The 22,491-nt window shown below is 67.4% G+C and carries 20 protein-coding genes; 10 read left to right on the top strand and 10 right to left on the bottom strand.

Translation table 11 applies throughout. From position 1 onward, the window contains the following. Nucleotides 1-11 precede the first annotated feature (11 nt). From AC1DW3_RS05530 to guaD, 3 genes are all read right to left on the bottom strand, one after another. Nucleotides 12-203: a hypothetical protein gene (locus tag AC1DW3_RS05530; protein ID WP_477929368.1), complete on the bottom strand. Its 192-nt coding sequence runs from the start codon at nucleotides 201-203 to the stop codon at nucleotides 12-14. Nucleotides 204-214: 11 nt separating this feature from the next. Then, on the bottom strand, nucleotides 215-2,161 hold the full coding sequence (locus tag AC1DW3_RS05525; protein WP_477929367.1) for a S9 family peptidase: 1,947 nt from the start codon (nucleotides 2,159-2,161) through the stop codon (nucleotides 215-217). Nucleotides 2,162-2,337: 176 nt separating this feature from the next. Continuing rightward, the gene (gene guaD, locus AC1DW3_RS05520) at nucleotides 2,338-3,660 is read right to left on the bottom strand and encodes a guanine deaminase (protein WP_477929365.1); all 1,323 of its coding nucleotides are present in this window, start codon (nucleotides 3,658-3,660) and stop codon (nucleotides 2,338-2,340) included. A gap of 39 nt (nucleotides 3,661-3,699) precedes the next feature. Here guaD and xdhA point away from each other — a divergent pair, with 39 nt between their 5' ends. Genes xdhA through AC1DW3_RS05505 form a run of 3 tightly spaced genes read left to right on the top strand, consistent with a single transcriptional unit; the run spans nucleotide 3,700 to nucleotide 8,050 of the window. Continuing rightward, on the top strand, nucleotides 3,700-5,169 hold the full coding sequence (gene xdhA, locus AC1DW3_RS05515) for a xanthine dehydrogenase small subunit (protein WP_477929363.1): 1,470 nt from the start codon (nucleotides 3,700-3,702) through the stop codon (nucleotides 5,167-5,169). Then, nucleotides 5,166-7,484, top strand: coding sequence for a xanthine dehydrogenase molybdopterin binding subunit (gene xdhB, locus AC1DW3_RS05510; RefSeq protein WP_477929362.1), 2,319 nt, complete (start codon nucleotides 5,166-5,168; stop codon nucleotides 7,482-7,484). The genes xdhA and xdhB overlap by 4 nt, the downstream gene beginning before the upstream one ends. Next, nucleotides 7,481-8,050 (top strand): peptidoglycan recognition protein family protein, encoded by a 570-nt coding sequence (locus tag AC1DW3_RS05505; protein WP_477929361.1) that lies wholly within the window; start codon nucleotides 7,481-7,483, stop codon nucleotides 8,048-8,050. The genes xdhB and AC1DW3_RS05505 overlap by 4 nt, the downstream gene beginning before the upstream one ends. Here AC1DW3_RS05505 and AC1DW3_RS05500 read toward each other — a convergent pair. The 4 genes from AC1DW3_RS05500 to polA all read right to left on the bottom strand — a co-directional run bounded on the left by AC1DW3_RS05500 (nucleotide 8,047) and on the right by polA (nucleotide 12,552). Then, complete coding sequence (locus tag AC1DW3_RS05500; RefSeq protein ID WP_477929359.1) at nucleotides 8,047-8,676, bottom strand: response regulator transcription factor; 630 nt, start codon at nucleotides 8,674-8,676, stop codon at nucleotides 8,047-8,049. The two genes, AC1DW3_RS05505 and AC1DW3_RS05500, sit on opposite strands and share 4 nt — an antisense overlap. Before the next feature lie 37 nt (nucleotides 8,677-8,713). Next, a complete protein-coding gene (locus tag AC1DW3_RS05495; RefSeq protein ID WP_477929357.1) occupies nucleotides 8,714-9,334 on the bottom strand; it encodes an ATPase in 621 nt (206 codons plus the stop codon). Between the two features lie 3 nt (nucleotides 9,335-9,337). Continuing rightward, nucleotides 9,338-9,691 carry a type II toxin-antitoxin system prevent-host-death family antitoxin gene (locus AC1DW3_RS05490; protein ID WP_477929356.1) on the bottom strand — a complete coding sequence of 118 codons (354 nt, stop codon included), beginning with the start codon at nucleotides 9,689-9,691 and terminating at the stop codon, nucleotides 9,338-9,340. A gap of 98 nt (nucleotides 9,692-9,789) precedes the next feature. Further along, entirely contained in the window at nucleotides 9,790-12,552 is a 2,763-nt protein-coding gene (gene polA, locus AC1DW3_RS05485; RefSeq protein ID WP_477929354.1) for a DNA polymerase I, read from the bottom strand. Nucleotides 12,553-12,594: 42 nt separating this feature from the next. Between polA and AC1DW3_RS05480 the strand changes: the two genes are divergently transcribed. The 4 genes from AC1DW3_RS05480 (at nucleotide 12,595) to AC1DW3_RS05465 (ending at nucleotide 16,876) form a co-directional block, all read left to right on the top strand. Continuing rightward, entirely contained in the window at nucleotides 12,595-12,888 is a 294-nt protein-coding gene (locus AC1DW3_RS05480; protein ID WP_477929352.1) for a hypothetical protein, read from the top strand. 33 nt (nucleotides 12,889-12,921) lie between these two features. Next, entirely contained in the window at nucleotides 12,922-13,935 is a 1,014-nt protein-coding gene (locus AC1DW3_RS05475) for a homoserine kinase (protein WP_477929350.1), read from the top strand. Nucleotides 13,936-13,937: 2 nt separating this feature from the next. Further along, nucleotides 13,938-14,762: a BPSS1780 family membrane protein gene (locus AC1DW3_RS05470; protein WP_477929564.1), complete on the top strand. Its 825-nt coding sequence runs from the start codon at nucleotides 13,938-13,940 to the stop codon at nucleotides 14,760-14,762. A 137-nt stretch (nucleotides 14,763-14,899) separates the two neighbouring features. Next, a complete protein-coding gene (locus tag AC1DW3_RS05465; RefSeq protein WP_477929348.1) occupies nucleotides 14,900-16,876 on the top strand; it encodes a PhoX family protein in 1,977 nt (658 codons plus the stop codon). Between the two features lie 48 nt (nucleotides 16,877-16,924). Here the strand turns inward: AC1DW3_RS05465 and AC1DW3_RS05460 are convergent, their stop codons facing one another. Beyond that, the gene (locus AC1DW3_RS05460; protein ID WP_477929346.1) at nucleotides 16,925-17,329 is read right to left on the bottom strand and encodes an HPF/RaiA family ribosome-associated protein; all 405 of its coding nucleotides are present in this window, start codon (nucleotides 17,327-17,329) and stop codon (nucleotides 16,925-16,927) included. A 223-nt stretch (nucleotides 17,330-17,552) separates the two neighbouring features. Here AC1DW3_RS05460 and AC1DW3_RS05455 point away from each other — a divergent pair, with 223 nt between their 5' ends. Next, nucleotides 17,553-17,786: a hypothetical protein gene (locus AC1DW3_RS05455; protein WP_477929344.1), complete on the top strand. Its 234-nt coding sequence runs from the start codon at nucleotides 17,553-17,555 to the stop codon at nucleotides 17,784-17,786. Nucleotides 17,787-17,805: 19 nt separating this feature from the next. Here AC1DW3_RS05455 and AC1DW3_RS05450 read toward each other — a convergent pair whose 3' ends face one another. After that, nucleotides 17,806-18,231, bottom strand: a complete 426-nt coding sequence (locus tag AC1DW3_RS05450) for a PaaI family thioesterase (RefSeq protein ID WP_477929342.1) — start codon at nucleotides 18,229-18,231, stop codon at nucleotides 17,806-17,808. A 63-nt stretch (nucleotides 18,232-18,294) separates the two neighbouring features. On the opposite strand from AC1DW3_RS05450, the gene AC1DW3_RS05445 reads away from it, so the two are divergent. Further along, entirely contained in the window at nucleotides 18,295-19,107 is an 813-nt protein-coding gene (locus tag AC1DW3_RS05445) for a class I SAM-dependent methyltransferase (RefSeq protein ID WP_477929340.1), read from the top strand. Between the two features lie 151 nt (nucleotides 19,108-19,258). On the opposite strand, the gene AC1DW3_RS05440 is transcribed toward AC1DW3_RS05445, so the two are convergent. After that, a complete protein-coding gene (locus AC1DW3_RS05440) occupies nucleotides 19,259-21,646 on the bottom strand; it encodes a UvrD-helicase domain-containing protein (protein ID WP_477929338.1) in 2,388 nt (795 codons plus the stop codon). A 107-nt stretch (nucleotides 21,647-21,753) separates the two neighbouring features. Here AC1DW3_RS05440 and AC1DW3_RS05435 point away from each other — a divergent pair, with 107 nt between their 5' ends. Then, nucleotides 21,754-22,491 (top strand): DUF481 domain-containing protein, encoded by a 738-nt coding sequence (locus AC1DW3_RS05435; protein ID WP_477929336.1) that lies wholly within the window; start codon nucleotides 21,754-21,756, stop codon nucleotides 22,489-22,491.

Genomic DNA, 22,491 nt, shown 5'->3' with positions numbered 1-22,491 from the left:
GCCGGTTGGGCCTAGCGCCCACTCAGCACGCGCGACGGCAGCATGACGATGGCGCGCAGCAGCCCGAAGGCGCCATCGACCGCGATGCCCAGCAGCCTGAAGGGCAGCGTGATCAGCCAGACCAGCGGCCACAGCAGCAGGGCCAGGATGGCCAGCGGCCAGCAGATCACGAACAGGATGCACCAGAGCAGGAAGCTGAACATCGCGGAACTCCTTACTTCGCCGGCTGACCGACGCCCGGCTTCAGGTATTTATCCAAGAACTCGACCATGCGGCGGTTGGCTTCCAGCGTGTTGTTCTTCTTCGAGAAGCCGTGGCCCTCGTCGTCGAACACCAGGTAGTCCACCGGCACATTGTTCTTCTTGACCGCCGCGACGATGTCGTCGCTCTCGGGCTTGATGACGCGCGGATCGTTGGCGCCCTGGATGACCATCAACGGCTTCTTGATCTCGCCGGCATGGAAGAGCGGCGACGTGGCCATCAGGCGCTCGCGGTCCTTCGCCGGGTCGCCGATCTCCTGGTAGAGGGCCAGGCGGAAGCTCTCCCAGTAGGGCGGAATGCTTTCCAGCGTGCGGATCCAGTTGGCCACACCGAAGATGTCGATGCCGACCTTGAAGGCCTCGGGCCGGAAGGCCATGGCCGACAGCACCATATAGCCGCCATAGCTGCCGCCGACGATGCCGATGCGCTCGGGGTCGATGACGCCCGTGGAGGCGAGGAAGGTCTTGGCCTCGATGCAGTCCCACAGCGGCTCACGGCCATGCTTGCCGTCATCGGCCGTGAAGAAGCTCTTGCCATAGCCCGAGCTGCCGCGGTTGTTGATGCCCAGCACCGCGTAGCCGTTGTTGACGAAGTACTGCATCAGCGCCGAGTAGCCGCGCTTGGTCTGGCCACCCGGGCCGCCATGCACCCAGACGATGGCCGGCACCTTGTGGCTCGGCGAGGCGTCTCTCGGCAGCATATAGACCGACGGGACGACCATGCCGTCGAAGCTCCTGAAGCGGGCGATGGACGCGTCCACCAGCTCGGCGGGGTCGATGTCCTTGGACAGGCTTTGCGTCAGCTGCTTCGGCGCGGTGTTGGAGCCGACGTCGGCGACGAAGAGGTTGTTGGGCGAGCGGTCGCCGTTCACGTAGAAGGCCATGCGCTTGCCGCTGCGCGAGAAGACCACGCCGCGCACTTCGCCGCCGGGCAGCTTGGGCAGCGCAATCGGCTTGCCGTCACGGTACAGGCGCAGCACCGTGCTGGCGTCGGCGTTGATGCCGGTGACGCGGTGGTGGCCGTCCTTGGAGAAGGCGGTGTAGTCCACATCCCAGTCGGCCTTCTCGACCTCGCGGGTGGCGCCGCTGGCCAGGTCATAGGACACGACGCGCGTGAACTCGCCGCCATCGTTGCTCGTCATCAAGAGCTCTTTGCTGTCGGGCGTGAAGTCCTGCGGTGCGTACTGGGCCACGCCCTGGTGCTTGGTGATGTGCTTGACCTCGCCGCTCTTCAGATCGGCCAGATGCACGTCGGAGTCGGCCGTCGTGTTGATCTTGCCCAGCGCCAGCCAACGTCCATCGCGGCTGACGTCGGCGACCTCCCAGCCCGCCTCGTTCTTGAAGGCCAGCGTGYGGGCATAGGTCTTGGTGTCGTAGCGGTAGAGGTCGAAGAAGCGCGGGTCGCGCTCGTTCGTGGCGGCGTAGAAAGCGGTGTCGTCGCCGCTCCAGCCCATGAAGCGCGCCTTCAATTTGTGATCAGGCTTGTCACCCGGCGTCAGGTCCTTCTCGCTGCCGTCCAGCTCACGCACATAGAGGTGGTTGAGCTCGTTGCCGGCCTGGTCGCGGGTGTAGAGCAAGCGGTCGTCGTTGGGGAAGAAGCCGACGGCATAGTGGCTGTCGGTCTTGGAGTTCGTCAGCTGAACCGGCTTGCCGCCGCCCACGGGCATCGCGTAGACATTGAAGATGCCGGTCTCGTTGCTGTGGAAGAGGATGCGGCTCTCGTCCGCCGAGAAGCTGGCGCCGCCGATGTTCACGGTGGCCATGAACTGCTCGATGGTGTAGCGCTTGGCGGGCTTGGGTGCCTTGGCGGCAGCGGCCGGCTTGTCAGCGGCAACGGCGGCGTTGGCTGCATCGGCAAGCAAGGCCAGGGAAGCGACGAGGGTCAGCAGGGGGCGGCTCATGGAGTCTCCGTTGAATGAACGGGCAGACTCTAGCCAGCCACGCCGCCCTCTCCCATCAGGGTTGTGACGAAGCGGCGGAATTGGGGGTCAGGCGGTTCCAAGGCGACGCTGGGCCGTTCCCGAGTCGCCTTGACCCCTTCGGGGGGGCTGGCTTCAGGCCAGCCCTGGGGGCAACATCAAATTCGCTGCTGACCCGCAACGTAGCAGGCAGCGAGGTTGCGCTCGTCGGCCAGCGTCATCCAGGCGAAGACGCGTTCGTGCAGCTCGCGGGCGACGGCGTCGCGCGCTTCGGCCACCGGGCCGGTCGCCCAATCCCAGACGCAGATGTCCGCCGTCTGCCCCACCGACAGGCCGCCGATCTCGCCACCCAGCTGCAGCGCCTCGGCCGCACCACGCGTGGCGGCATGCAGGGCTGCCCAGGCCGTCAGGCGCTCGCCGCGCAGGGCCTGCACCTTGTAAGCATCGAGCATGTTGCGCGGCAGGCTCAAAGACGTGCCGCCGCCCACGTCGGACGCCAGGCTGATGTTGAAGGCGGCACCCGGCCAGTCGAACAGCCCGCTGCCCAGGAAGAGATTGCTCGACGGGCAATGCGCCACTTGGGCGCCGCGGTCGGCGATGACGACGCGGTCGTGCGGGTCGAGGTAGATGCCATGGGCCAGCACCGAGCGCTCATGCACCAGGCCAACGCGCTCGTAGACGTCGAGGTAGCTGCGCGCGTCCGGGAACAGCTCGGCCACCCAGGCCACCTCGGCGCGGTTCTCGGCCACATGGGTCTGCATATAGAGGCTGGCATCGGCGCGGCACAGGGCGCCGGCCATGGCGAGCTGCCCGGGCGTGCTGGTCGGTGCAAAGCGCACGGTCACTGCGTAGGCCAGGCGCTGGTACTTGCCGCTTTGGCCGTGAAAGCGGCTGATCAGGTCGATGCAGTCCTTCTCGGCCTGCACGACGTCATCGCGCAGCCCGTCCGGCGCATGGCGGTCCATCAACACCTTGCCGGTGATGAGGCGCATGCCACGCGCCGCGGCGCTCTCGAACAGGGCTTCGGCCGAGACCTTGTGCACCGTCGGGAAGACGACGGCGGAGGTCGTGCCGCTGGCCAGCAGGGCGTCCAGGAAGACCTCGGCGCCGGCGTGGCTGCGCGCCGGGTCGGCAAAGGCGCACTCGCTGGGGAAGGTGTAGCGCTTCAGCCAGTCCAGCAGCTCGGTGCCGTAGGAGCCGATGACCTCCAGCTGCGGGCAGTGGACATGGGTGTCGATGAAGCCCGGCAGCACCAGCTTGCCGGCATGGTCCTTGCGCGCCCAAGTCGCATCCGGCGCGGTGGCCTGGCGGCCGACGATACGGCCGTCCTCGATCAGCAGCCAATGGTCGCGGTCAAAGCGCACTGCCGACGACTCGGTGTCGCCCCAACGTGGTGCGGCCGTGAAATCGAGCAGATCACCCCTCAGCGCCCATCGGCCGGGACTGTTTGTGGAGAATTTTTCCTGGTTAGTAAAACTCATGTGGCAATTCTGACGCCAAGCCAGACAATAGAGCGCAGCATGAATACCCGACCCATCCGCTTTTTCCATCGCGGCGAGGTTGTCGAGGTGGGAAACCTGCCCCCGACGACCACCGTGCTGCAGTACCTGCGCGAGCATGCCGGCTGCACCGGCACCAAGGAAGGCTGCGCCGAGGGGGACTGCGGCGCCTGTACCGTCATCCAGGGCGAACTGGGCGCCGACGGCCAGTTGGAACTGCGCAACGTCAACGCCTGCACCCAGTTCCTGCCGACGCTGGACGGCCGCGCCCTGCTCACCGTGGAAGATCTGGGCGGCCCCGAGCATCTCAACCCCGCTCAAGAGGCCCTGGTGGCCTGCCATGGCTCGCAATGCGGCTTCTGCACGCCGGGCTTCGTCATGAGCCTGACGGCCTGCTACGAAACCCACCAGGCTGCCGGCACCCAGCCCACGCGCCAGCAGCTCGCCGATGCGCTGTCCGGCAACCTCTGCCGCTGCACGGGTTACCGGCCCATCCTGGATGCCGGCGAGCAGATGTTCGACGCGCCGGCCCGCTGTCTGGACCGCCAACCCATCGCCCAGGCCCTCGAAGCCCTGGCTGCGGATGAACCGCTGGACTACGGCCACGCGGGCGCACGCTTCCACGCACCGCAAAGCGTTCACGACCTGGCCCTGCTGCGCGAAACCTATCCCCAGGCGACGCTGCTGGCCGGCTCCACCGACGTGGGTCTTTGGGTCAACAAGCAGTTCCGCGACTTGGGCGACGTCATCTACACCGGCCGGGTGGCGGCGCTGCGCGAGATCCGCCATGACGGCACCAGCCTGTGGATTGGCGCCGCCGCCTCGCTGGAAGACAGCTGGGCGGCCCTGACCGCCGCCGTGCCGCGGCTGCGCGAGCTGTGGCTGCGCTTTGCCTCGCCCCCGGTGCGCCATGCCGGCACGCTGGGCGGCAATATCGCCAATGGCTCGCCCATCGGCGACGGCGCCCCGGCGCTGATCGCACTGGGCGCCGACGTCGTCCTGCGCCGCGGCGCGCAGCAGCGCCGCCTCAAGCTGCAGGACTTCTATCTCGACTACATGAAGAAGGACCTGCAGCCCGGCGAGTTCATCGAGGCGCTGCATGTGCCGCTGCCCTCGGCGGACTGGCGCTTCAGCGCGCACAAGATCGCCAAGCGGCACGACAGCGACATCTCGGCGGTCTGCGCGGTGCTGGCCATCCGGCTGGATGCCGGCATCGTGCAGGAGGCCCGCTTTGCCTTTGGTGGCATGGCGGCCATCGTCAAGCGCGCCGCCGCGGCGGAAGCCGCCGTCGTCGGCCAGCCCTGGACCGAAGCCGCTGCCAAAGCCGCCGCAGCTGCGCTGGCCCAGGACTTCAAGCCCATGACCGATATGCGTGCCTCGGCCGACTACCGGCTCAAGGTCGCGCAGAACCTGTTCACCAAGCTGTGGCTGGAGACCGTCGGCGCCATTCCGATCGGCATCTGGCCTTCCATGCAGGAGGTGGCGGCATGAACAAGCCTGAAGCCTTGCTTGAACTGCAGCCGGTCGTCGGCAAGTCGACACCGCATGAATCGGCCCATCTGCATGTCAGTGGCGCCGCACCCTATATCGACGACCTGCCGGAGCCCGCCGGCACGCTGCATGCAGCGCTGGGCTTGTCGCCCATCGCCCACGGCAAGCTGCTGGGCGTCGACCTGGAACGCATCCGCCAGATGCCCGGCGTCGTCGCCGTGCTCAGTGCCGCCGACATCCCGGCCGAGAACAACTGCGGCCCGCTGCTGCGCGACGACCCCATCCTGGCTGCGGATGAGCTGCGTTACGTCGGCCAACCGGTGTTTGCCGTCATTGCGACGGATCGCGACCTGGCCCGCCGCGCCGCGGGGCTGGCCAAGCAGGTCATCCAGGCCGAACCGCTGCCGCCGGTGCTGACGGCCCTCGACGCGCACGCCAAGGGTCAATACGTGTTGCCACCCATGCATCTGACGCGTGGCGAGCCGGCCGAGCACCTCGCCACGGCGCCGCATCGCCTGCAAGGCACATGGAGCCTCGGCGGCCAGGAGCAGTTCTATCTGGAAGGCCAGATCAGTCTGGCCCTGCCACAGGAAGGCGGCGAAGGCCTGCTGGTGCATTGCTCCACCCAGCACCCCAGCGAGATGCAGCAGCTCGTCGCGCATTGCCTGGGCTGGCAGGCCCACCGCGTCGCCGTGCAATGCCGCCGCATGGGTGGTGGCTTTGGCGGCAAGGAATCGCAGTCGGCCCTCTTCGCCTGCGTYGCTTCCATCGCCGCGCTGAAGTTGAAGAAGCCCGTCAAGCTGCGCGTGGACCGCGACGACGACTTCCTCGTCACCGGCCGCCGCCACGGCTTCGACTACCGCTGGGACGTGGGCTTCGACGCCGACGGCCGCATCCTGGCTGCCGAGATCGACCTGGTCTCCAACGCCGGCCACAGCGCCGACCTCTCCGCGCCCGTCATGGCCCGGGCGCTGTGCCACTTCGACAACGCCTACTGGCTGCCCCACGTCGCCATGCACGGCTACTGCGCCAGGACCAACACGCAGAGCAACACTGCCTTCCGCGGCTTCGGCGGCCCCCAGGGCGCCATCGCCATCGAGATGATCCTGGACGGCATCGCCCGCCAGCTCGGGCTGGACGGGACGGTCGTGCGCGAGCGCAACTTCTATGCCGCCGGACAGGACGTGACGCCCTACGGCCAACAGGTCGAGGAGCTGCACGCGCAAACGTTGACCGCGCAACTGCTGGCCAGCAGCCGCTACGTCGAACGCCGCGCCGAGATCAGCGCCTTCAACGCGGCCAGCCCGGTGCTGAAGAAGGGCCTGGCCTTCACGCCGGTCAAGTTCGGCATCTCCTTCAACGTCGCCCACCTGAACCAGGCCGGCGCCCTGGTGCATGTCTACACCGACGGCTCGGTGCTGGTGAACCACGGCGGCACGGAGATGGGCCAGGGGCTGAACACCAAGGTGGCACAGGTCGTCGCCCACGAGCTGGGCCTGCCGCTGTCGGCGGTGCGCTGCTCGGCCACCGACACCAGCAAGGTCGCCAACACCTCGGCCACGGCCGCTTCCACCGGCAGTGACCTGAACGGCAAAGCCGCCCAAGATGCCGCGCGCAAGATCAAGGCGCGCCTCGCGACCTTCGCCGCGGAACGCTTTGGCTGCGCGGCCGAACTGGTGGCCTTCGACGGCGGCCAAGTCAGCGGCGGCGGCCAGAGCCTGCCCTTTGGCGAACTCGTCGCCGCGGCCTATCTGAAGCGCATCCAGCTCTGGAGCGACGGCTTCTACGCCACGCCCGGCCTGCACTGGGACCGCAGCAAGCTGCAGGGCCACCCCTTCTACTACTACGCCTGGGGCGGCGCCGTCTGCGAAGCCCTGGTGGACACGCTGACCGGCGAGAGCCGCATCACGCATGCCGACATCCTGCACGACGTCGGCACCAGCCTGAACCCGGCCATCGACATCGGCCAGATCGAAGGCGGCTTCATCCAGGGCATGGGCTGGCTGACGATGGAAGAACTCGTCTGGCATCCGGTGACGGGACTGCTGACGACGCATGCGCCCAGCACCTACAAGATCCCGACCGCCAACGACTGTCCGCCCGAGCTGAAGGTCGAGCTCTTCGGCATCGCCAACGCCAGCGAAACCATCCACCGCAGCAAGGCCGTCGGCGAGCCGCCGCTGCTGCTGGGTTTCGCGGCCCTGCTGGCCATCAAGGACGCCTGCGCGGCCTGCGGCCCCGACCACTGTGACCCGCCGCTGCGCGCACCGGCCACGGCCGAGGCGGTGCTGAACGCGATCGACGCCGTCCGATGAGGTTGTTCGTCCTCGCCCTGCTGCTGGCCCTGGCCGGCTGCGCCAGCAAGCCGCAGGCGCCGACTATCGTCAGCGTCGAGGCCTGGGGCGGCAGCCCGCCCACAGCCCGCGACGAGCCCCAGCACATCAGCCGCATCACCATCCATCATCAAGGCGAGATCTGGAAGGAAGGCACTGACCCCGAGGCCTATCTGCGCCGGCTGCAGCAATGGTCGCGCCTGACCAAGCGCTGGGCCGACATCCCCTACCACTACGTCATCGCGCCCGACGGCCGCATCTACGCCGCGCGGCCGTTGACCCAGGCGGGCGACACCAACACCGAATACGACCCGCGCGGCCATGCCCTGCTGATGCTGGTGGGCAATTTCGAAGAGCAGCAACCGACCCCGGCCCAGTTGAGCGCAGCGGTGGAGCTGACGGCCTGGCTGGCGCGCGAACACCACCTGGGGCTGGACGCCATCGCCAGCCACAAGGACTACAGCAAGCAGACGGTCTGCCCGGGCAAGAACCTCTACGCCTATCTCGAATCAGGTTGGTTCAAGGCAGAGGTCGCGAAGCGGCTTTAACGCCCCTTCTGCGTCGCGATCAGCACGGCCTGAGTGCGCGAGCTCGCGCCCAGGGCCTTGAACACGGCGGCGACATGGTCCTTGACGGTCTCGACGCTGACGCCCAGTTCGCGGGCGATCAGCTTGTTGGACAGGCCTTGCGTCAGCAGATGCAGCACATGTTTCTGGCGCGGCGTCAGCGGCAGTTCGGCCCAGTCGGGTGGCGCCGTGCTGGCCGAGGCGGCCGCGGCCGGCACTTCGCCCGCCCGCTTCAACGGCGGCACATAGGTGCCGCCGGCCAGCACCAGATGCAGGGCCTGCACCAGCGTGTTCAGGTCGCTGCGCTCGGGCACATAGCCCATGGCGCCAGCGCCCAGGGCCTGCAAGGCCTCTTCGCTGTCGTCGCTGCCCGAGATGACCACGACGGGCAGCAGCAGATGCTCGCGGTGGATCTGCTGCAGCAACTCGAAGCCACCTTCGACATGCAGGTCCAGCAGCACCAGGCGCGGCATGGCCTGCTCCAGCGCCGTGCGCGCGGCGGCGACGCTGTCGACACCCTGCACCTGCGCGCCGGCAAAGTGCTGCTCGATCAGGCCGGTGAGCGCCGCACGCACCATCGGAAAAGCATCGACCAGCAAGACCCTCATCACATCCCAAGCCTGTTCTATTGGGCGCCGATGATAGTCAACGCAGCGCAGCCGCCAGCAAAGGTTTTGCCCAGGCGGGCACGCTGCGCAACGGTGCGTGGGCAACGACGCGGCCGGCCTGCATCTGCAAAAGCAGCACCGGCTGCGGCCGGCGGCCGGCGCGGGGGTCGGCCTCGAAGCTGTTGTCGTAGACGCGCAGGCTGGCCAGCACCGGCATCAGCTTGACGAGATTGGCACGGCTCGCGTCGAAGCGTTCGCGCACCTTGGTCTCTGGGATGTCATGCCCGCCGGCGGCCACGCGCGCCTGGATGCGGCGCAGATGCAGCTCGGGCGTCGCCAGGCCCGCATACCAGACATGCACCTCGGCGCCGTCACGGGCACCGTCCAGCAGCAGCCTGGCGATGCTGTTGCCGCCCAGCGTCGTCTCGAAGGCATAGGTCAGGCCTTCGGCCAAGGCCTTCTCCACCCCCTGGCGACCCAGCGTCCAGGCCAGGCCGTTGGCCTGCTCGGCGGAGAGATGGGGCTGCTGTTCGCGCAGGCGCGAGGCGGCGATGTCGGGGTTGAAGAACTCGGCGCCGCTGGCCGTGATGGCCGCACCGCCGATGGAACTCTTGCCGGCGCCGTTGACGCCGGCCAGCACATAGAGCTTGGCGGGCAAGGCTCAGGCGGCCTTGCGGACGGGTTTGCGAGGTTTGGCGGCCTTGACCGCGTTGGCGCCGAGGGCGTCGGGCGCCATCGCGAAGGCGTCGCCGAGAGCGTCGCCCTGGCCCTGCATGCGCGCCAGCATCGCGTCGAACTCGCCGCCCAGGGCGCCCAGGTCGGGCTCGGCGGCGCGCTGCATCTCGCGGTAGCGCTCGACCGACATCAGCACGAAGGCCGGTTGGTCATGCTTGGTGATCAGCACCGCGCCATGGGCGGCGACGGTGCGGCCGACCTTCTGGATACCCGCCACGAGCTGGGTGGCCGACACGCTGGGCAGCTGGTCGGCCAGGGCTTGTTCGAGGACTGCGGACATGATGAGACTCCCGACTGGCATGGCCGGTATTTTCCCTATTTTGGGAAAAATAGGAAATTTAGGGGATTGCGTCCCATCACCAGCTCCCCTCACCAGACTCAGTGCGCCTCTTCCCAGTTGCTGCCCACGCCCACCTCGGCCAGCAGCGGCACCTTGAATTCGGCCACGCCCGCCATCAGGCGCGGCACCTCGGTGCGCATCCAGTCCAGCTCGGCCTCGGGCACTTCGAAGACGAGTTCGTCGTGCACCTGCATGATGATCCTGGACTGCTTGCCCGCGCTCTCCAATTCCGCCTGCACGGCCAGCATGGCCAGCTTGATCAGGTCGGCGGCCGTGCCCTGCATGGGCGCATTGATGGCCTGGCGCTCGGCCCCGGCCTTGCGTTGCCCGTTGCCGCCACGGATCTCGGGCAGGTAGATGCGCCGGCCGAACAGCGTCGACACATAGCCGAGTTCGGCGGCGCTCGCCTTGGTCTCGTCCATGTACTTCTTGACGCCGGCAAAGCGGGTGAAATAGCGCTCGATGTAGTCCTTGGCGGCCTTTTGTTCGATGCCCAGGGCGCTGGCCAGGCCAAAGGCGCCCATGCCGTAGATGAGGCCGAAGTTGATGGTCTTGGCGTAACGGCGCTGCTCGCTGGACACCTCGCCCAGCGCGACGCCGAACACCTCGCTGGCCGTCGCCTTGTGCACGTCCTGGCCTTCCTGGAAGGCCTTCAGCAGGCCCGGGTCCTCGCTGATGTGGGCCATGATGCGCAGCTCGATCTGCGAGTAGTCGGCGCTGACGATCTTGAAACCCGCGGGCGCGATGAAGGCCTCGCGCACGCGCCGGCCTTCCGCCGTGCGGATGGGGATGTTCTGCAGATTGGGCTCGTTGCTGGACAGCCGCCCCGTCACGGCCACGGCCTGGGCGTAATTGGTGTGCACGCGGCCGGTATGGGCGTTGATCTGCAGCGGCAGCTTGTCGGTGTAGGTGCTCTTGAGCTTGGACAGGCCGCGGTATTCGAGGATCTTGGCCGGCAGCGGGAAGTCGGCGGCCAGCTCGGTCAGCACCTCTTCGTCGGTGGACGGCGCGCCGGTGGCCGTCTTCTTCACGACGGGCAGGCCCAGCTTGGTGAACAGGATGTCGCCGATCTGCTTCGGGCTGCCGATGTTGAAGGGCTGGCCGGCGATGTCATAGCACTGCGATTCCAGCAGCACCAGGCGCTGGCCGATCTCGTGGCTTTGCAGCTTGAGGCGCTCCGAGTCGATCAACACGCCGTTGCGCTCCACGCGCGCCAGCAGATCGGCCGTCGGCATCTCGATGTCCGCATAGATGCGCTTCAGCCCCGCATCGGCCTCGATCTGCGGCCACAGCACGCTGTGCAGGTGCAGGCACATCTCGGAGTCCTCGCCCGAGTAGGTCGTGGCCTTGGCCACGTCGACCTGGGCGAAGGGGATCTGGTGGGCGCCCTTGCCGCACAGGTCCTCGTAGCTCAGGCCCTTGCGGCCCAGGTGGCGCTCGGCCAGGGCCTCGAGGTTGTGGGTCTTGTGGGCTTCGAGCACATAGCTCTGCAGCAGGGTGTCGTGCTGCACGCCGGCCAGCTGGATGCCGTGGTTGAGCAGCACATGGCGGTCGTACTTCAGGTTCTGGCCGATCTTCTTGGCGGACTCGTCCTCCAGCCAGGGTTTGAGGCGGGCCAGCACTTCATCGAAGGGCAGTTGCTCGGGGGCATCCGGGCCGCTGTGGTGCAGCGGGATGTAGGCCGCTTCGCCCGGTTTGTCAGCGAAGGAGATGCCGACGATATGGGCCGCCATCGGGTCCAGCGAATCGGTTTCGGTGTCCAGGGCGCACAGGGGCGCGGCGTGCAGGCGCTGCAGCCAGGCCTCGAGTTGCTCGAAAGTCAGGATGGTCTCGTACTGGCGGGCGACATCCGCCGCGCCGGCCAGTGGCTCCGGCTCGTCGAACAGGCCCGGGTTGGCGACCGGCGCCGCCTTGGGCTTGGGGATCACCGCGGTGCCCGTCAGCTCCTCCAGCCACTGCTTGAAGCCGTTGCGCACATAGAACTCGCCCAGGGCCGCCTTGTCCGGCTCGCGGAAGGCCAGGTCCTCCAGCTGCGGCCAGCCCGGCACATGCTCGGCCAGTTCGCAGTCCACCTTCACGGTGACGAGCTTGCGCCCCATGGGCAGCCAGTCCAGTGCCGCGCGCAGGTTCTCGCCGGCCTTGCCCTTGACCGCGGGCGCTGCGGCGATGACGCCGTCCAGCGAGCCGTATTCGGCAATCCACTTGGCGGCCGTCTTGGGACCGACGCCGGTCACGCCCGGCACGTTGTCCACCGTGTCGCCCATCAGCGTCAGGTAATCAATGATGCGGTTGGGCGGCACGCCGAACTTCTCCAGCACGCCGGCCTCGTCCAGCCGCTCGTTGCTCATCGTGTTGATGAGCTCCACGTCGGCATTGACGAGCTGGGCCAGGTCCTTGTCGCCGGTCGACACGATGACGCGGTGGCCCTGGGTGGCCGCGATGCAGCACAGGGTGCCGATGACGTCGTCCGCCTCGACGCCCGCCACCGTCAACGTGGGCCAGCCCAGCAGCTTGACGACCTCGTGGATGGGCTCGATCTGGGCGCGCAGCTCCGGCGGCATGGGCGAGCGCTGGGCCTTGTATTCCGGATACCAGTCGTCGCGGAAGGTCTTGCCCGGTGCGTCGAACACGCAGACGGCGTGCGCCGCGCCGATGTCGCTCTGCAGCTTCTTCAGCATGGCCACCATGCCGCGCACCGCGCCGGTGGGCTGCCCCTCGGGGCCACGCAGGTCGGGCATGGCATGGAAGGCGCGATAGAGGTAGCTGGAACCGTCGACCAGCAGCAGGATGGGTTTACTCATGGAGAGGGATTCTCGGCCAGGTGCCCGCCTAGAATCGGCAGCATGCTTCGCCCCGCCGTACTCCTCCTGCTCGCTGCCTGTGCCGCGAGCGCCTTCGCCGACCCACCCCCCGAGCCCAAGGTCGAACAGACCGTGGCCGAGGATGACCAGGTCCGCATCGAGGAGCTGAAGGTGCGCGGCGAGACCAAGAAAGTCACGGTCAAGAACAAGCTCACCAAGGCACCGGACTACGAAATCGTCGTCAATGACGCAGGCCGGGAATCGGCCGGCGGCACGGGTACGGGCCTGAGCAAGAGCGGCTCCGGCACGCGGGTCTGGCGAGTTCTCAAATTCTGATCGCAGGCGGCCCGAGAGCCGCTTTCTGGACCCATGGCCGTTTTTACCGAAGTCAGCCCTGAGCAGGCGCAAGCCCTGCTGGACCATCTCGCCCTGGGGCAGCTTTCGTCGCTGCGCGGCATTGGCGCCGGCATCGAGAACACCAACTACTTCGTCGACTGCACCCAGGGCGACGGCCATCTGCACCGCTATGTGCTGACGCTGTTCGAGCGCCTGACGGCCGAGCAGCTGCCCTTCTACCTGCGGCTGATGCAGCACCTGGCCCAGCGCGGCGTGCCCGTGCCCGAGCCCCACGCCGATGCCAGCGGCGAGATCCTGTTTGAAGTGGCGGGCAAGCCGGCGGCCATCGTCGACCGCCTGCATGGCGGCCACCAACTCGCACCCGACGCCTTCCACTGCAGCCAGGTCGGCGCCACGCTGGCGCGCATGCACCTGGCCGGCCAGGACTTCGCCCTCTACCAGCCCAATCTGCGCGGCCTGCCCTGGTGGCGCGAGGTGGCGCCGCAATTGCTGCCCTTCCTGGACGCGGCCGAGGCCGACCTGCTGCAAACCGAGCTGGCCTACCAGGAGCAGCTCGCCGCGTCGGCCCGCTATGCCGACCTGCTGGCACATCACTCGGGTCCCATCCACGCCGACCTGTTCCGCGACAACGTCATGTTCGAGCCCGGCGAGGGCCCGGGCCGCGAGCGCCTGACCGGCTTCTTCGACTTCTATTTCGCCGGCTGCGACACCTGGCTCTTCGACCTCGCCGTCTGCCTGAACGACTGGTGCATCGACCTGACCGACGGCCGCCTCATCGAGGAGCGCGCCGCCGTCTTCGTCGCCGCCTACGAAAGCGTGCGGCCGCTGTCCGGCGCCGAGCACCGCCTGCTGCCCGCCCTGCTGCGTGCCGCGGGATTCCGCTTCTGGCTGTCGCGGCTGTACGACCTGCACCTGCCGCGCGAGGCCAGCCTGCTGAAGGCCCACGACCCGCGCCACTTCGAGCGCGTGCTGCGTGAGCGCATCGCCAAGCCCTGGCACGCGCTGCACGACGAGGCGGCCACGTGACGATGCAGTTGCATCTGCAACAGGTGCCGGCCGGCAATGGCCGGCTCTGGATACGCCACGGCTTTCGCGTCTTCCAGCGCCAGCCCTGGGCCTTCTCGATGGCCATCCTGGCGCTCACGCTGTGCTCCAAGCTGATCGCGCTGATGGCACCCGTCGTCGGCACGCCGCTGCTGCTGGCGGTGATGCCGCTGATCTCGCTGGGCTTCATGCTGGCCACGCACCTGGCCCTGCAGCGCAAGCGGCCGGGCGTCGACACCTTCCTGAGCCCCCTGCGGCTGACGCCCGAGCGCACCCGGCACCAGATGGCGCTGTGCGCCACCTATCTGGCCGGCATCGTCGTCGTCATGCTGCTGTCCCACTGGATCGACGGCGGCAGTTCCGACAAGCTGCAGCAACTGATGGCCGCCCCCGCGCCCGACAAGGCCGCCATCGAAGCCGCCGCCACCGACCCGCGGCTGGTCTGGAGCGGCCTGGCCCTGGGGCTGGGGCTGCTGGCGCTGGCCATACCGTTCTGGCACGCGCCCGCGCTGGTGCACTGGGGCGGCCAGGGCGTGGCCCAGGCGCTGTTCTCCAGCACGCTGGCCCTGTGGCGCAACAAGGCGGCCTTTTTGCTGAACGCCCTGCTCTGGGTGGCCCTGATCGCCACCTGCTTCAGCCTGCTGCTGCTGCTCAGCGGCATGCTGGGGCTGCCGGCGGACCCGGTCATGTCGCTGCAGATCACGGGCCTGCTGCTGTCGCCGGTCTATTACGCCTCGCTCTACTTCACCTTCGTCGACTGCTTCATGTTCGGCGCGCCGCAGAACCTGCTGGACGACAAGCAGGCCTGACGCCCCGGTTGCTGCACCGGGCCCGCGTTTTAACGCGGATGACATGCAGGATTCCTACATTGCACGGCTCGTGCCGGGCCGGCGTGCGACCTCGCGCGGGGCTCGGCTGTGCAGCCTTTCTCTGTAGCAGTCGCCAAATGTCCGAATCCCTGAATCGTCGCCACGCCCTCAAGTTCCTGGGCGCTCCCCTGATGCTTCCTATCGCTGGAACGGTCGGCGGCACCGCCATTGCCAGCCTGCTGACCGGCTGCGGCGGCGGCAGCGACGACAACAACGCGCCCGCCCCCAGCTTCGCCTCCGCCACCTTCGTGGCCATGGCCGCGCCCAGCCTGGCCACGCCGGCCGACATGGCCAAGACCCTCGTCAACTCGACGCTGATGGTCAAGTTCAGCGACGACAGCACCCAGGGCTTCTCGCTCGCCTATGCCCCCTTCTTCACGACCGGCGACCTCGTCTCCGACGGCAAGGGCGGCACCCTGCTGGCCGGCGGCTATGTCGACTTCGCCGGCAAGCCCATCGTCGACACGACCGTGGCGGGCAAGGATCGCCAGTTCTTCAGCGACTCGCCCGACGGCACCTCGCTGCTCAAGCTCGACAACGCGACCGTGTCCGGCATCAAGGGCAACGCCGTCTTCGCCGTCGTGCAGTTCGAATACACGACCTGGGCCCAGGACGGCAAGACCGACATGTACGGCAAGCTGCCCTCGCCCATCGCCGTGCTGACGCTGGACCAGGACCCCGCCACCGGCCGCCTGTCGCTGGTGAAGTACCACAACGTCGACACGGCGCCCGCCATGGGCCTGTGGATCACCTGCGGCGCCAGCCTCTCGCCCTGGGGCACCCATCTGTCCAGCGAAGAGTACGAGCCCGACGCCTTCACCATCGCCAGCAACGCGCAGTTCAAGGCCTACAGCAAGAACCTGTTCGGCGACGAGACCAAGGCGAACTGCTACCACTACGGCCATCTGCCCGAAGTGACCGTCAACCCCGATGGCACCGGCACCATCAAGAAGCACTACTGCCTGGGCCGCATCTCGCACGAGCTGATCCAGGTCATGCCCGACAACCGCACCGCCATCATGGGCGACGACGCGACCAACGGCGGCTTCTTCATGTTCGTGGCCGACAAGGAGAAGGACCTCTCCGCCGGCTCGCTGTATGTGGCCAAGTTCGGCGCCGGCTTCTCGCTGGACACGGCCGCCGCCGGTGCGCCCATCACGTGGATCAAGCTCGGCGCCGCCACCAGCGCCGAGATCAAGGCCCTGGCCGACACCCTGAAAGCCACCGACATCATGGACGTGGCCACCACCGACCCGCTGGACGCCAGCTTCACCAAGATCTGGTTCAGCGGCAAGGTGCAGTGGGTGCGCGTCAAGGCCGGCATGGACAAGGCCGCCGCCTTCCTCGAGACGCATCGCTACGCGGCACTCAAGGGCGGCTCCATGGCCTTCACCAAGATGGAGGGCACGACCGTCAACGCCAAGGACAAGATCGCCTACTCGGCCCTGCAGAACATGCAAAGCTCCATGGTGCGCGGCAACGCGGCCTGGAACGAGGCCGCCAACATCACCCTCGACAAGGCGCTGAACGCCGGCGGCGTGCTGGCCCACACGCTGAGCACGGGCCAGAAGGACACGGCAGGCGGCGCCATCACCAGCGACTGGGTACCTTCGCTGACCAAGACCCTGCTGATCGGCGAAGACCTGGCCACGGCAGATGCGCTGGGCAATCTCGCCAACCCCGACAAGATCGGCGCGCCAGACAACCTGAAGTTCTCGGAGAAGCTGCGCACCCTCTTCATCGGCGAGGACAGCAGCTACCACGTCAACAACTTCGTCTGGGCCTACAACGTCGACACCAAGGCGCTGACCCGCCTCGTGTCCATGCCTTCGGGCGCCGAGGCCACCGGCCTGGGCGTGGTGGACGACCTGAACGGCTGGACCTATATCACCAGCAACTTCCAGCACCCGGGTGACTGGGGCACGCCGCTGCACAACATCGTCAAGGCCACGCTGGACCCGCTGGTGCGCGCCAACTACAAGGACCGCTTCGGCGCCCAGGTGGGCTATCTGACGGGTGCGGCCACCAGCGTCAAACTGGCCAAGATCGGCTGATTGCAGGCGCGTGACTGAAGGGCTGCGTGAGCAGCCCTTTTTCGTGGGTCACCGTGGCTCGGCCGCAGGCGACGCCCTCTCGTCGACCTCGCGGGCCACGTCGGCGCTCAGTTCACCGGTGCCCGCATGGCGCCGCTGGCGGTCCTGCTGCTTGCCGAGTGCCGAGTCGAGCGCCCTCGTCAGCTTGTCGGCCGCACCCTCGATCGCCAGGTGCAGGCTTTCAGCCTGGTGCTTGACCGCGATGTTCTTCAGCCCCACCACACGCGCCTCCAACAGGCAGCGCATGTCGTCGGGGCCCGATTTCTCGCCGCTGTTCATGTCGCCCAGATGCGCTTCCACATGCGTCACCTGGACCTTGTAGTGATCCACGGCATCGCGGATCACGCCCTCGACATGCTCGATCAGCTTCTCCCTGCCCTCCACATGGTTGTCGGTCTCGATATGCACCTGCATCGCATTTCCTTTCGGCGTACGGAAGTCGCGCGCTTGAAAGGAAGGGAGCAAGCGGCATGCCGTGAGGTGCTTCAGTGCCTTGGGAGGTCGTTGAAGACTGCGCCGGCAACCGCCGGTAAGAAGCGGTACGTGACGGCCGATTCAACTCCAGCAAGTGGGTGCTGAACGTCAACGCCCAGCGGGCGGCGTCGTCCCCTGTAGCGCAGGGCTAGACCTCGACCGAGTGATCGACTTCGATCTCTTCAGCAAAGAAGTCCGCAAGCCAAAGACTGCTGCCGTCTGGAAGGCAGCTCTCAACGACATACTTGTCTGGAAGATTTGGCGCACTCAGAACATCCAGCACGGTTCCGTAGTCGCCGACCTGTGGGGGCCGCTGGTTTACGCGCCAGCCGTCATAGGACTGCGCTTCATGCAGCAAATGCCGAACACGAACGCAGACGAATGGTTTGAGCACTGAATCCACAGGTAGCGGCGTCTCAGCGCTCCCGCGGAATCGCGTAAGTGCCCGTCGCATGCGCCACCGGCTCGTCTTCGCCTTCGGAATAGATGTAGACCTCGCCCACCGCCAGCGTCTTGCCCAGCTTCATCAACCGGCAGCGCGCAACGACACGCCGGTCGGCGCGCGGCTTGCGCAGGAAGTTGATGGACAGGTTGGTCGTCACCGCCAGCGGCACGATGCCGATGCGCGCCAGGATGGCGAGGTACAGAGCCACGTCGGCCAGCGTCATCATGACCGGGCCCGACACCGTGCCGCCGGGGCGCAACTCGCGCTCACCCACCGGATGGGCGACGACGACGCTGCCGTCCCCTTCGTCCACCTCCTCCAGCGTGCAGCGGTTCTGCGGGAACTCGGCCAGCAGGAAAGCGTTCAGCTCGGCGTGTGAGGGGCGGTGTTCGGTCATGGCGAATTGCAAGTAAATGCGAAGACAGCACTGAACAGCCTAGCATCGCCTCAGAATCCGCCCATGAACCTCAACGACCGGGGCTTCACGGGCTCCATCCCCGAGCTCTACGAGCGCTATATGGTGCCGCTGATCTTCGAGCCCTATGCGCTCGATCTGGCGGCCAGGGCGGCTGCGCTGCGGCCGGCCGAGGTGCTGGAGATTGCCGCCGGCACCGGCGTGCTGACGCGCCGCCTGGTGGCCGAACTGCCGCCCGAGACGCACATCATCGCCAGCGACCTGAACGCGATGATGATCGACATGGCCGCCACGCTGGGCACCGAGCGCCCCGTCGAATGGCGGCTGGCCGACGCCATGGACCTGCCCTTCGAGGACGAGAGCTTCGAACTCGTGGCCTGCCAGTTCGGCGCGATGTTCTTCCCGGACAAGGCCGAGGCCTATGCCGAGATCCGCCGCGTGCTGAAACCGGGCGGCTTCTTCCTGTTCAACGTCTGGGACCACATCGACAGCAACGAGCTGGCCAAGACGGCCACCGAGGCCTTGGCCCAGGCCTTCCCGGACGACCCGCCGCGTTTCATGGCCCGCACGCCGCATGGCTATCACGACATCGACGTGCTGCGTGCCGATCTGCAAGCCGGTGGCTTCGAGCGCGAGGCCGACATCGTCACGCTGCCGCTGCGGGCCCGCGCCGACTCCCCCTCCCCGGCCGCCCTGGGCTATTGCCAGGGCACGCCGCTGCGCACCGAGATCGAGGCGCGCGCGCCGGGCCGGCTGCCGGAGATGACGGCCCTCGTCGCTCGCGCCTTTGCCGACAGATTTGGAGCCGGTCCTCTGGACACGCGCATCCAGGCCCATGTGGTGATCATCGGGCGATAGTCCTTCGTGTTGCGGGCCGAGCGCCGGGCCACTCCCTAGCCGGCCCGCCTTGGGCGATGTTTGCCGGTCAATCCGGCAAGCATCGCCGTCCCCTCGGGGGACCGACCAGATGCACCCGCGTTCAGCAGGGGTGCATCTGGGCGAGGGGCAGTCAATCGATCGGCGTCAGCTTCGCGACCGACAAGGCCAGCCACTTCGTACCGTGGCGACCGAAGTTGACCTGGGCCCGCGCATCCGTGCCCGAACCTTCCAGCGTCAGCAACACGCCCTCGCCGAACTTGTTGTGGAAGACGCCCTTGCCCACGCGCAGGCCGCCATGTTCTTCCGACACCTTCTGCTTCATGCTGGGCGGCACGGGCGGCTCGACCCAGGCCGCCCTCTCTCCACGATTGGGCACATTGCCGGCGCCCACCATGCCCTTGAGGCCGCTGCCGCGCTGCCAGGCCTGCTGGTACTCGCGCGCAAAGCCCGAGCCGAAGCCCTGGTTGCGCGGCGTCAGCCATTTCAGCGCTTCCTCGGGCAGCTCGTCGAAGAAGCGGCTCTTGATGTGATAGCGCGTCTGTCCGTGCAGCATGCGCGTCTGGCAGAAGCTGAGTGACAGCTTCTGGCGCGCCCGCGTGATGGCCACATACATCAGGCGGCGCTCTTCCTCGAGGCCATCGTGGTCGGACATCGAGTTCTCATGCGGGAACAGGCCCTCCTCCAGGCCCGTGATGAAGACCGCATCGAACTCCAGGCCCTTGGCCGAGTGGACGGTCATCAGCTGCACGGCGTCCTGGCCGGCCTGGGCCTGGTTGTCACCAGCCTCCAGCGAGGCATGCGTCAGGAAGGCCACCAGCGGGGACATGATCTCGCCCGTCTCGGCGTCGGGCACCGCGCCCGGCGTGCCGGTGGACTGCACGCTCGGCGCCACCTCGTCCACGGGCAGGCCCACGGCGTTCTTGCCGAAGCCCTCCTGCATGACGAAGGCCTCGGCCGCGTTGATCAGTTCGTCCAGGTTCTCCAGCCGCTCGGCGCCGTCCTTGTCGGTGCGGTAGAAGTCCAGCAAGCCCGAGGTCTCCAGCACCTGCTCGATGATCTCGCGCAGCGTCATGCCCTGCGTGAGGTTGCGCGTCGAGTCGATCAGGTTGGTGAAGGCAACCAGGTTGGCCCCGCCCTTGCCGGTGATGGCGCCCACGCTCTGGTAGAGGCTGCGGCCCGAGGCCTTGGCGGCGTCCTGCAGGTTCTCCAGCGTCTTGGCGCCGATGCCGCGCGTCGGGAAGTTCACGACGCGCAGGAAACTGGTGTCGTCGTTGGCGTTCTCCAGCAGCCTGAGGTAGGCCAGTGCATGCTTGACCTCGGCGCGCTCGAAGAAGCGCAGGCCGCCGTAGACGCGGTAAGGGATGCCCGAGTTGAACAGCGCCGACTCGATGACCCGCGACTGCGCATTGCTGCGGTAGAGGATGGCGATCTCCTGGCGGTCCATGCCGCCGCGGTGCAGGCTCTGGATCTCCTCGATGACCCACTGCGCTTCGGCAAAGTCGCTGGGCGATTCCTGCACGCGGATGGGGTCGCCCGGGCCGGCATCGGTGCGCAGCGTCTTGCCCAGGCGCTGGCTGTTGCGGCTGATCAGCTCGTTGGCGGCATCCAGGATGTGGCCAAAGCTGCGGTAGTTCTGCTCCAGCTTGATGACCTTCTTGACGCGGTACTCGCGCTCGAAGTCGGCCATATTGCCGACGCGCGCGCCACGGAAGGCGTAGATGCTCTGGTCGTCGTCACCCACGGCCAAGAGGCTCTGGCCGCTATCGAGGCCGGGCGGAGCGAACATCTTCAGCCAGGCGTATTGCAGCTTGTTGGTGTCCTGGAATTCGTCGACGAGGATGTGGCGGAAGCGGTGCTGGTAGTGCTCGCGCACCGCCGCGTTGTCGCGCAGCAGTTCGTAGGAGCGCAGCATCAGCTCGGCAAAGTCCACGACGCCTTCGCGCTGGCATTGGTCCTCGTAGTTGGCGTAGATCTCGACGAGCTTCCTTGTCTGCTCGTCACGCTGCTCCACGTCGCCCGGACGCTGGGCTTCTTCCTTGCAACCGGCGATGAACCAGCCCACCTGCTTGGGGACGAAGCGCTCTTCATCGAGCTTCATCGCCTTGATGACGCGCTTGACGGCCGACGTCGTGTCGCTGGCGTCCAGGATCTGGAAGGCCTGGGGCAGGTTGGCCAGTTTCCAGTGCGCCCGCAGGAAGCGGTTGCACAGGCCGTGGAAGGTGCCTATCCACATGCCCCGCACATTGAAGGGCAGCATGGTGGAGAGCCGCGTCAGCATCTCCTTGGCGGCCTTGTTCGTGAAGGTCACGGCCATGATGCCGCCCGGGCTGACCTGGCCGGTCTGCAGCAGCCAGGCGATGCGGGTGGTCAGCACACGGGTCTTGCCGGAGCCGGCACCGGCCAGGATGAGGGCGGGCTCCGGTGCCGCGGTCACGGCGGCCAGTTGCTCAGGGTTGAGATTGCGCAGCAGGGGGCTGGAAGCGGCGTCGACCGCAGCGTCGACAGGGAAAGAGGTCATGCCGGCATTTTAGGGAACCGCCTCTTACAGACCCGGCTGGGGACCACCGCGTTCCCGCGAGTGCGTTGGCGATACTTCTGGTTTTCCCCGTAAGGCTCACTTTCCGAATGCCACGTCTCACTCTCGCCCTCGGCGTTGTCGCCCTCACCCTCGCTTCTCAGGCCACCCAGGCTCAGGACACGCCCGACGGCAAGTGGCATGGCGGCCTCAGCGTCGCCGGCGCCCTGGCCAGCGGCAACAGCAGCAGCCGCACGCTGGCCGCCAATGCGGATGCCAGCGTCGCCACGGCCGAAGACAAGCTCAGCCTCTTCGGCATCGCCAACTACGGCCGCAACAAGAACGCGGGCGTCGACACCACCACCGCCGACCTGCTGCGCCTGGGCGGCCGCTACGACTTCAACTTCGGCCCGCAGTGGTTCGCCTTCGGCGGTGCAGACGCCGAGACCAACAAGGCCGGCGGCGTGCGCGACCGCTACAGCGTCAACGGCGGTCTCGGCTATCACCTGGTGAAGGACGACGCCACCAACTGGGACATCTTCAGCGGTCTCGGCTACACCGCCACCCGCCTGACGGACGGCAGCTCGGCCAATGGCGCGCAAGTGCTGTTCGGCGAAGAGTCCAGCCACAAGGTCAGCGAGACGACGACGCTGAAGCAGCGCCTCGTCTACTACCCCGGCGGCGGCGACCTCGGCAACCGCGCCACCTTCGACGCCGGCCTCGCCACGCAGATCAGCGGTGCCTGGACGCTCAACGCCGGCCTGGCCAGCCGCTACACGAGTCGTGTGCCTGTCGGCACCAAGAAGACCGACAACCTGCTGACGGTCGGCTTCGGCTACAAGTTCTGA

It is taken from the genome of Roseateles sp. P2_H4 (assembly GCF_056403315.1).
Note: the sequence above shows the minus strand (reverse complement) of the source record. Positions and strands in the feature narration are given on the sequence as shown.

Coding starts and splice junctions, on each gene's coding strand:
- guaD (WP_477929365.1), bottom strand. CDS start 3,660: ATGAGTTTTACTAACCAGGAAAAATTCTCCACAAACAGTCCCGGCCGA.
- AC1DW3_RS05500 (WP_477929359.1), bottom strand. CDS start 8,676: ATGAGGGTCTTGCTGGTCGATGCTTTTCCGATGGTGCGTGCGGCGCTC.
- polA (WP_477929354.1), bottom strand. CDS start 12,552: ATGAGTAAACCCATCCTGCTGCTGGTCGACGGTTCCAGCTACCTCTAT.
- AC1DW3_RS05505 (WP_477929361.1), top strand. CDS start 7,481: ATGAGGTTGTTCGTCCTCGCCCTGCTGCTGGCCCTGGCCGGCTGCGCC.
- AC1DW3_RS05460 (WP_477929346.1), bottom strand. CDS start 17,329: ATGCAGGTGCATATCGAGACCGACAACCATGTGGAGGGCAGGGAGAAG.
- xdhA (WP_477929363.1), top strand. CDS start 3,700: ATGAATACCCGACCCATCCGCTTTTTCCATCGCGGCGAGGTTGTCGAG.
- AC1DW3_RS05435 (WP_477929336.1), top strand. CDS start 21,754: ATGCCACGTCTCACTCTCGCCCTCGGCGTTGTCGCCCTCACCCTCGCT.
- AC1DW3_RS05530 (WP_477929368.1), bottom strand. CDS start 203: ATGTTCAGCTTCCTGCTCTGGTGCATCCTGTTCGTGATCTGCTGGCCG.
- AC1DW3_RS05450 (WP_477929342.1), bottom strand. CDS start 18,231: ATGACCGAACACCGCCCCTCACACGCCGAGCTGAACGCTTTCCTGCTG.
- AC1DW3_RS05490 (WP_477929356.1), bottom strand. CDS start 9,691: ATGTCCGCAGTCCTCGAACAAGCCCTGGCCGACCAGCTGCCCAGCGTG.
- AC1DW3_RS05445 (WP_477929340.1), top strand. CDS start 18,295: ATGAACCTCAACGACCGGGGCTTCACGGGCTCCATCCCCGAGCTCTAC.
- AC1DW3_RS05440 (WP_477929338.1), bottom strand. CDS start 21,646: ATGACCTCTTTCCCTGTCGACGCTGCGGTCGACGCCGCTTCCAGCCCC.
- AC1DW3_RS05480 (WP_477929352.1), top strand. CDS start 12,595: ATGCTTCGCCCCGCCGTACTCCTCCTGCTCGCTGCCTGTGCCGCGAGC.
- AC1DW3_RS05470 (WP_477929564.1), top strand. CDS start 13,938: ATGCAGTTGCATCTGCAACAGGTGCCGGCCGGCAATGGCCGGCTCTGG.
- AC1DW3_RS05465 (WP_477929348.1), top strand. CDS start 14,900: ATGTCCGAATCCCTGAATCGTCGCCACGCCCTCAAGTTCCTGGGCGCT.
- AC1DW3_RS05475 (WP_477929350.1), top strand. CDS start 12,922: ATGGCCGTTTTTACCGAAGTCAGCCCTGAGCAGGCGCAAGCCCTGCTG.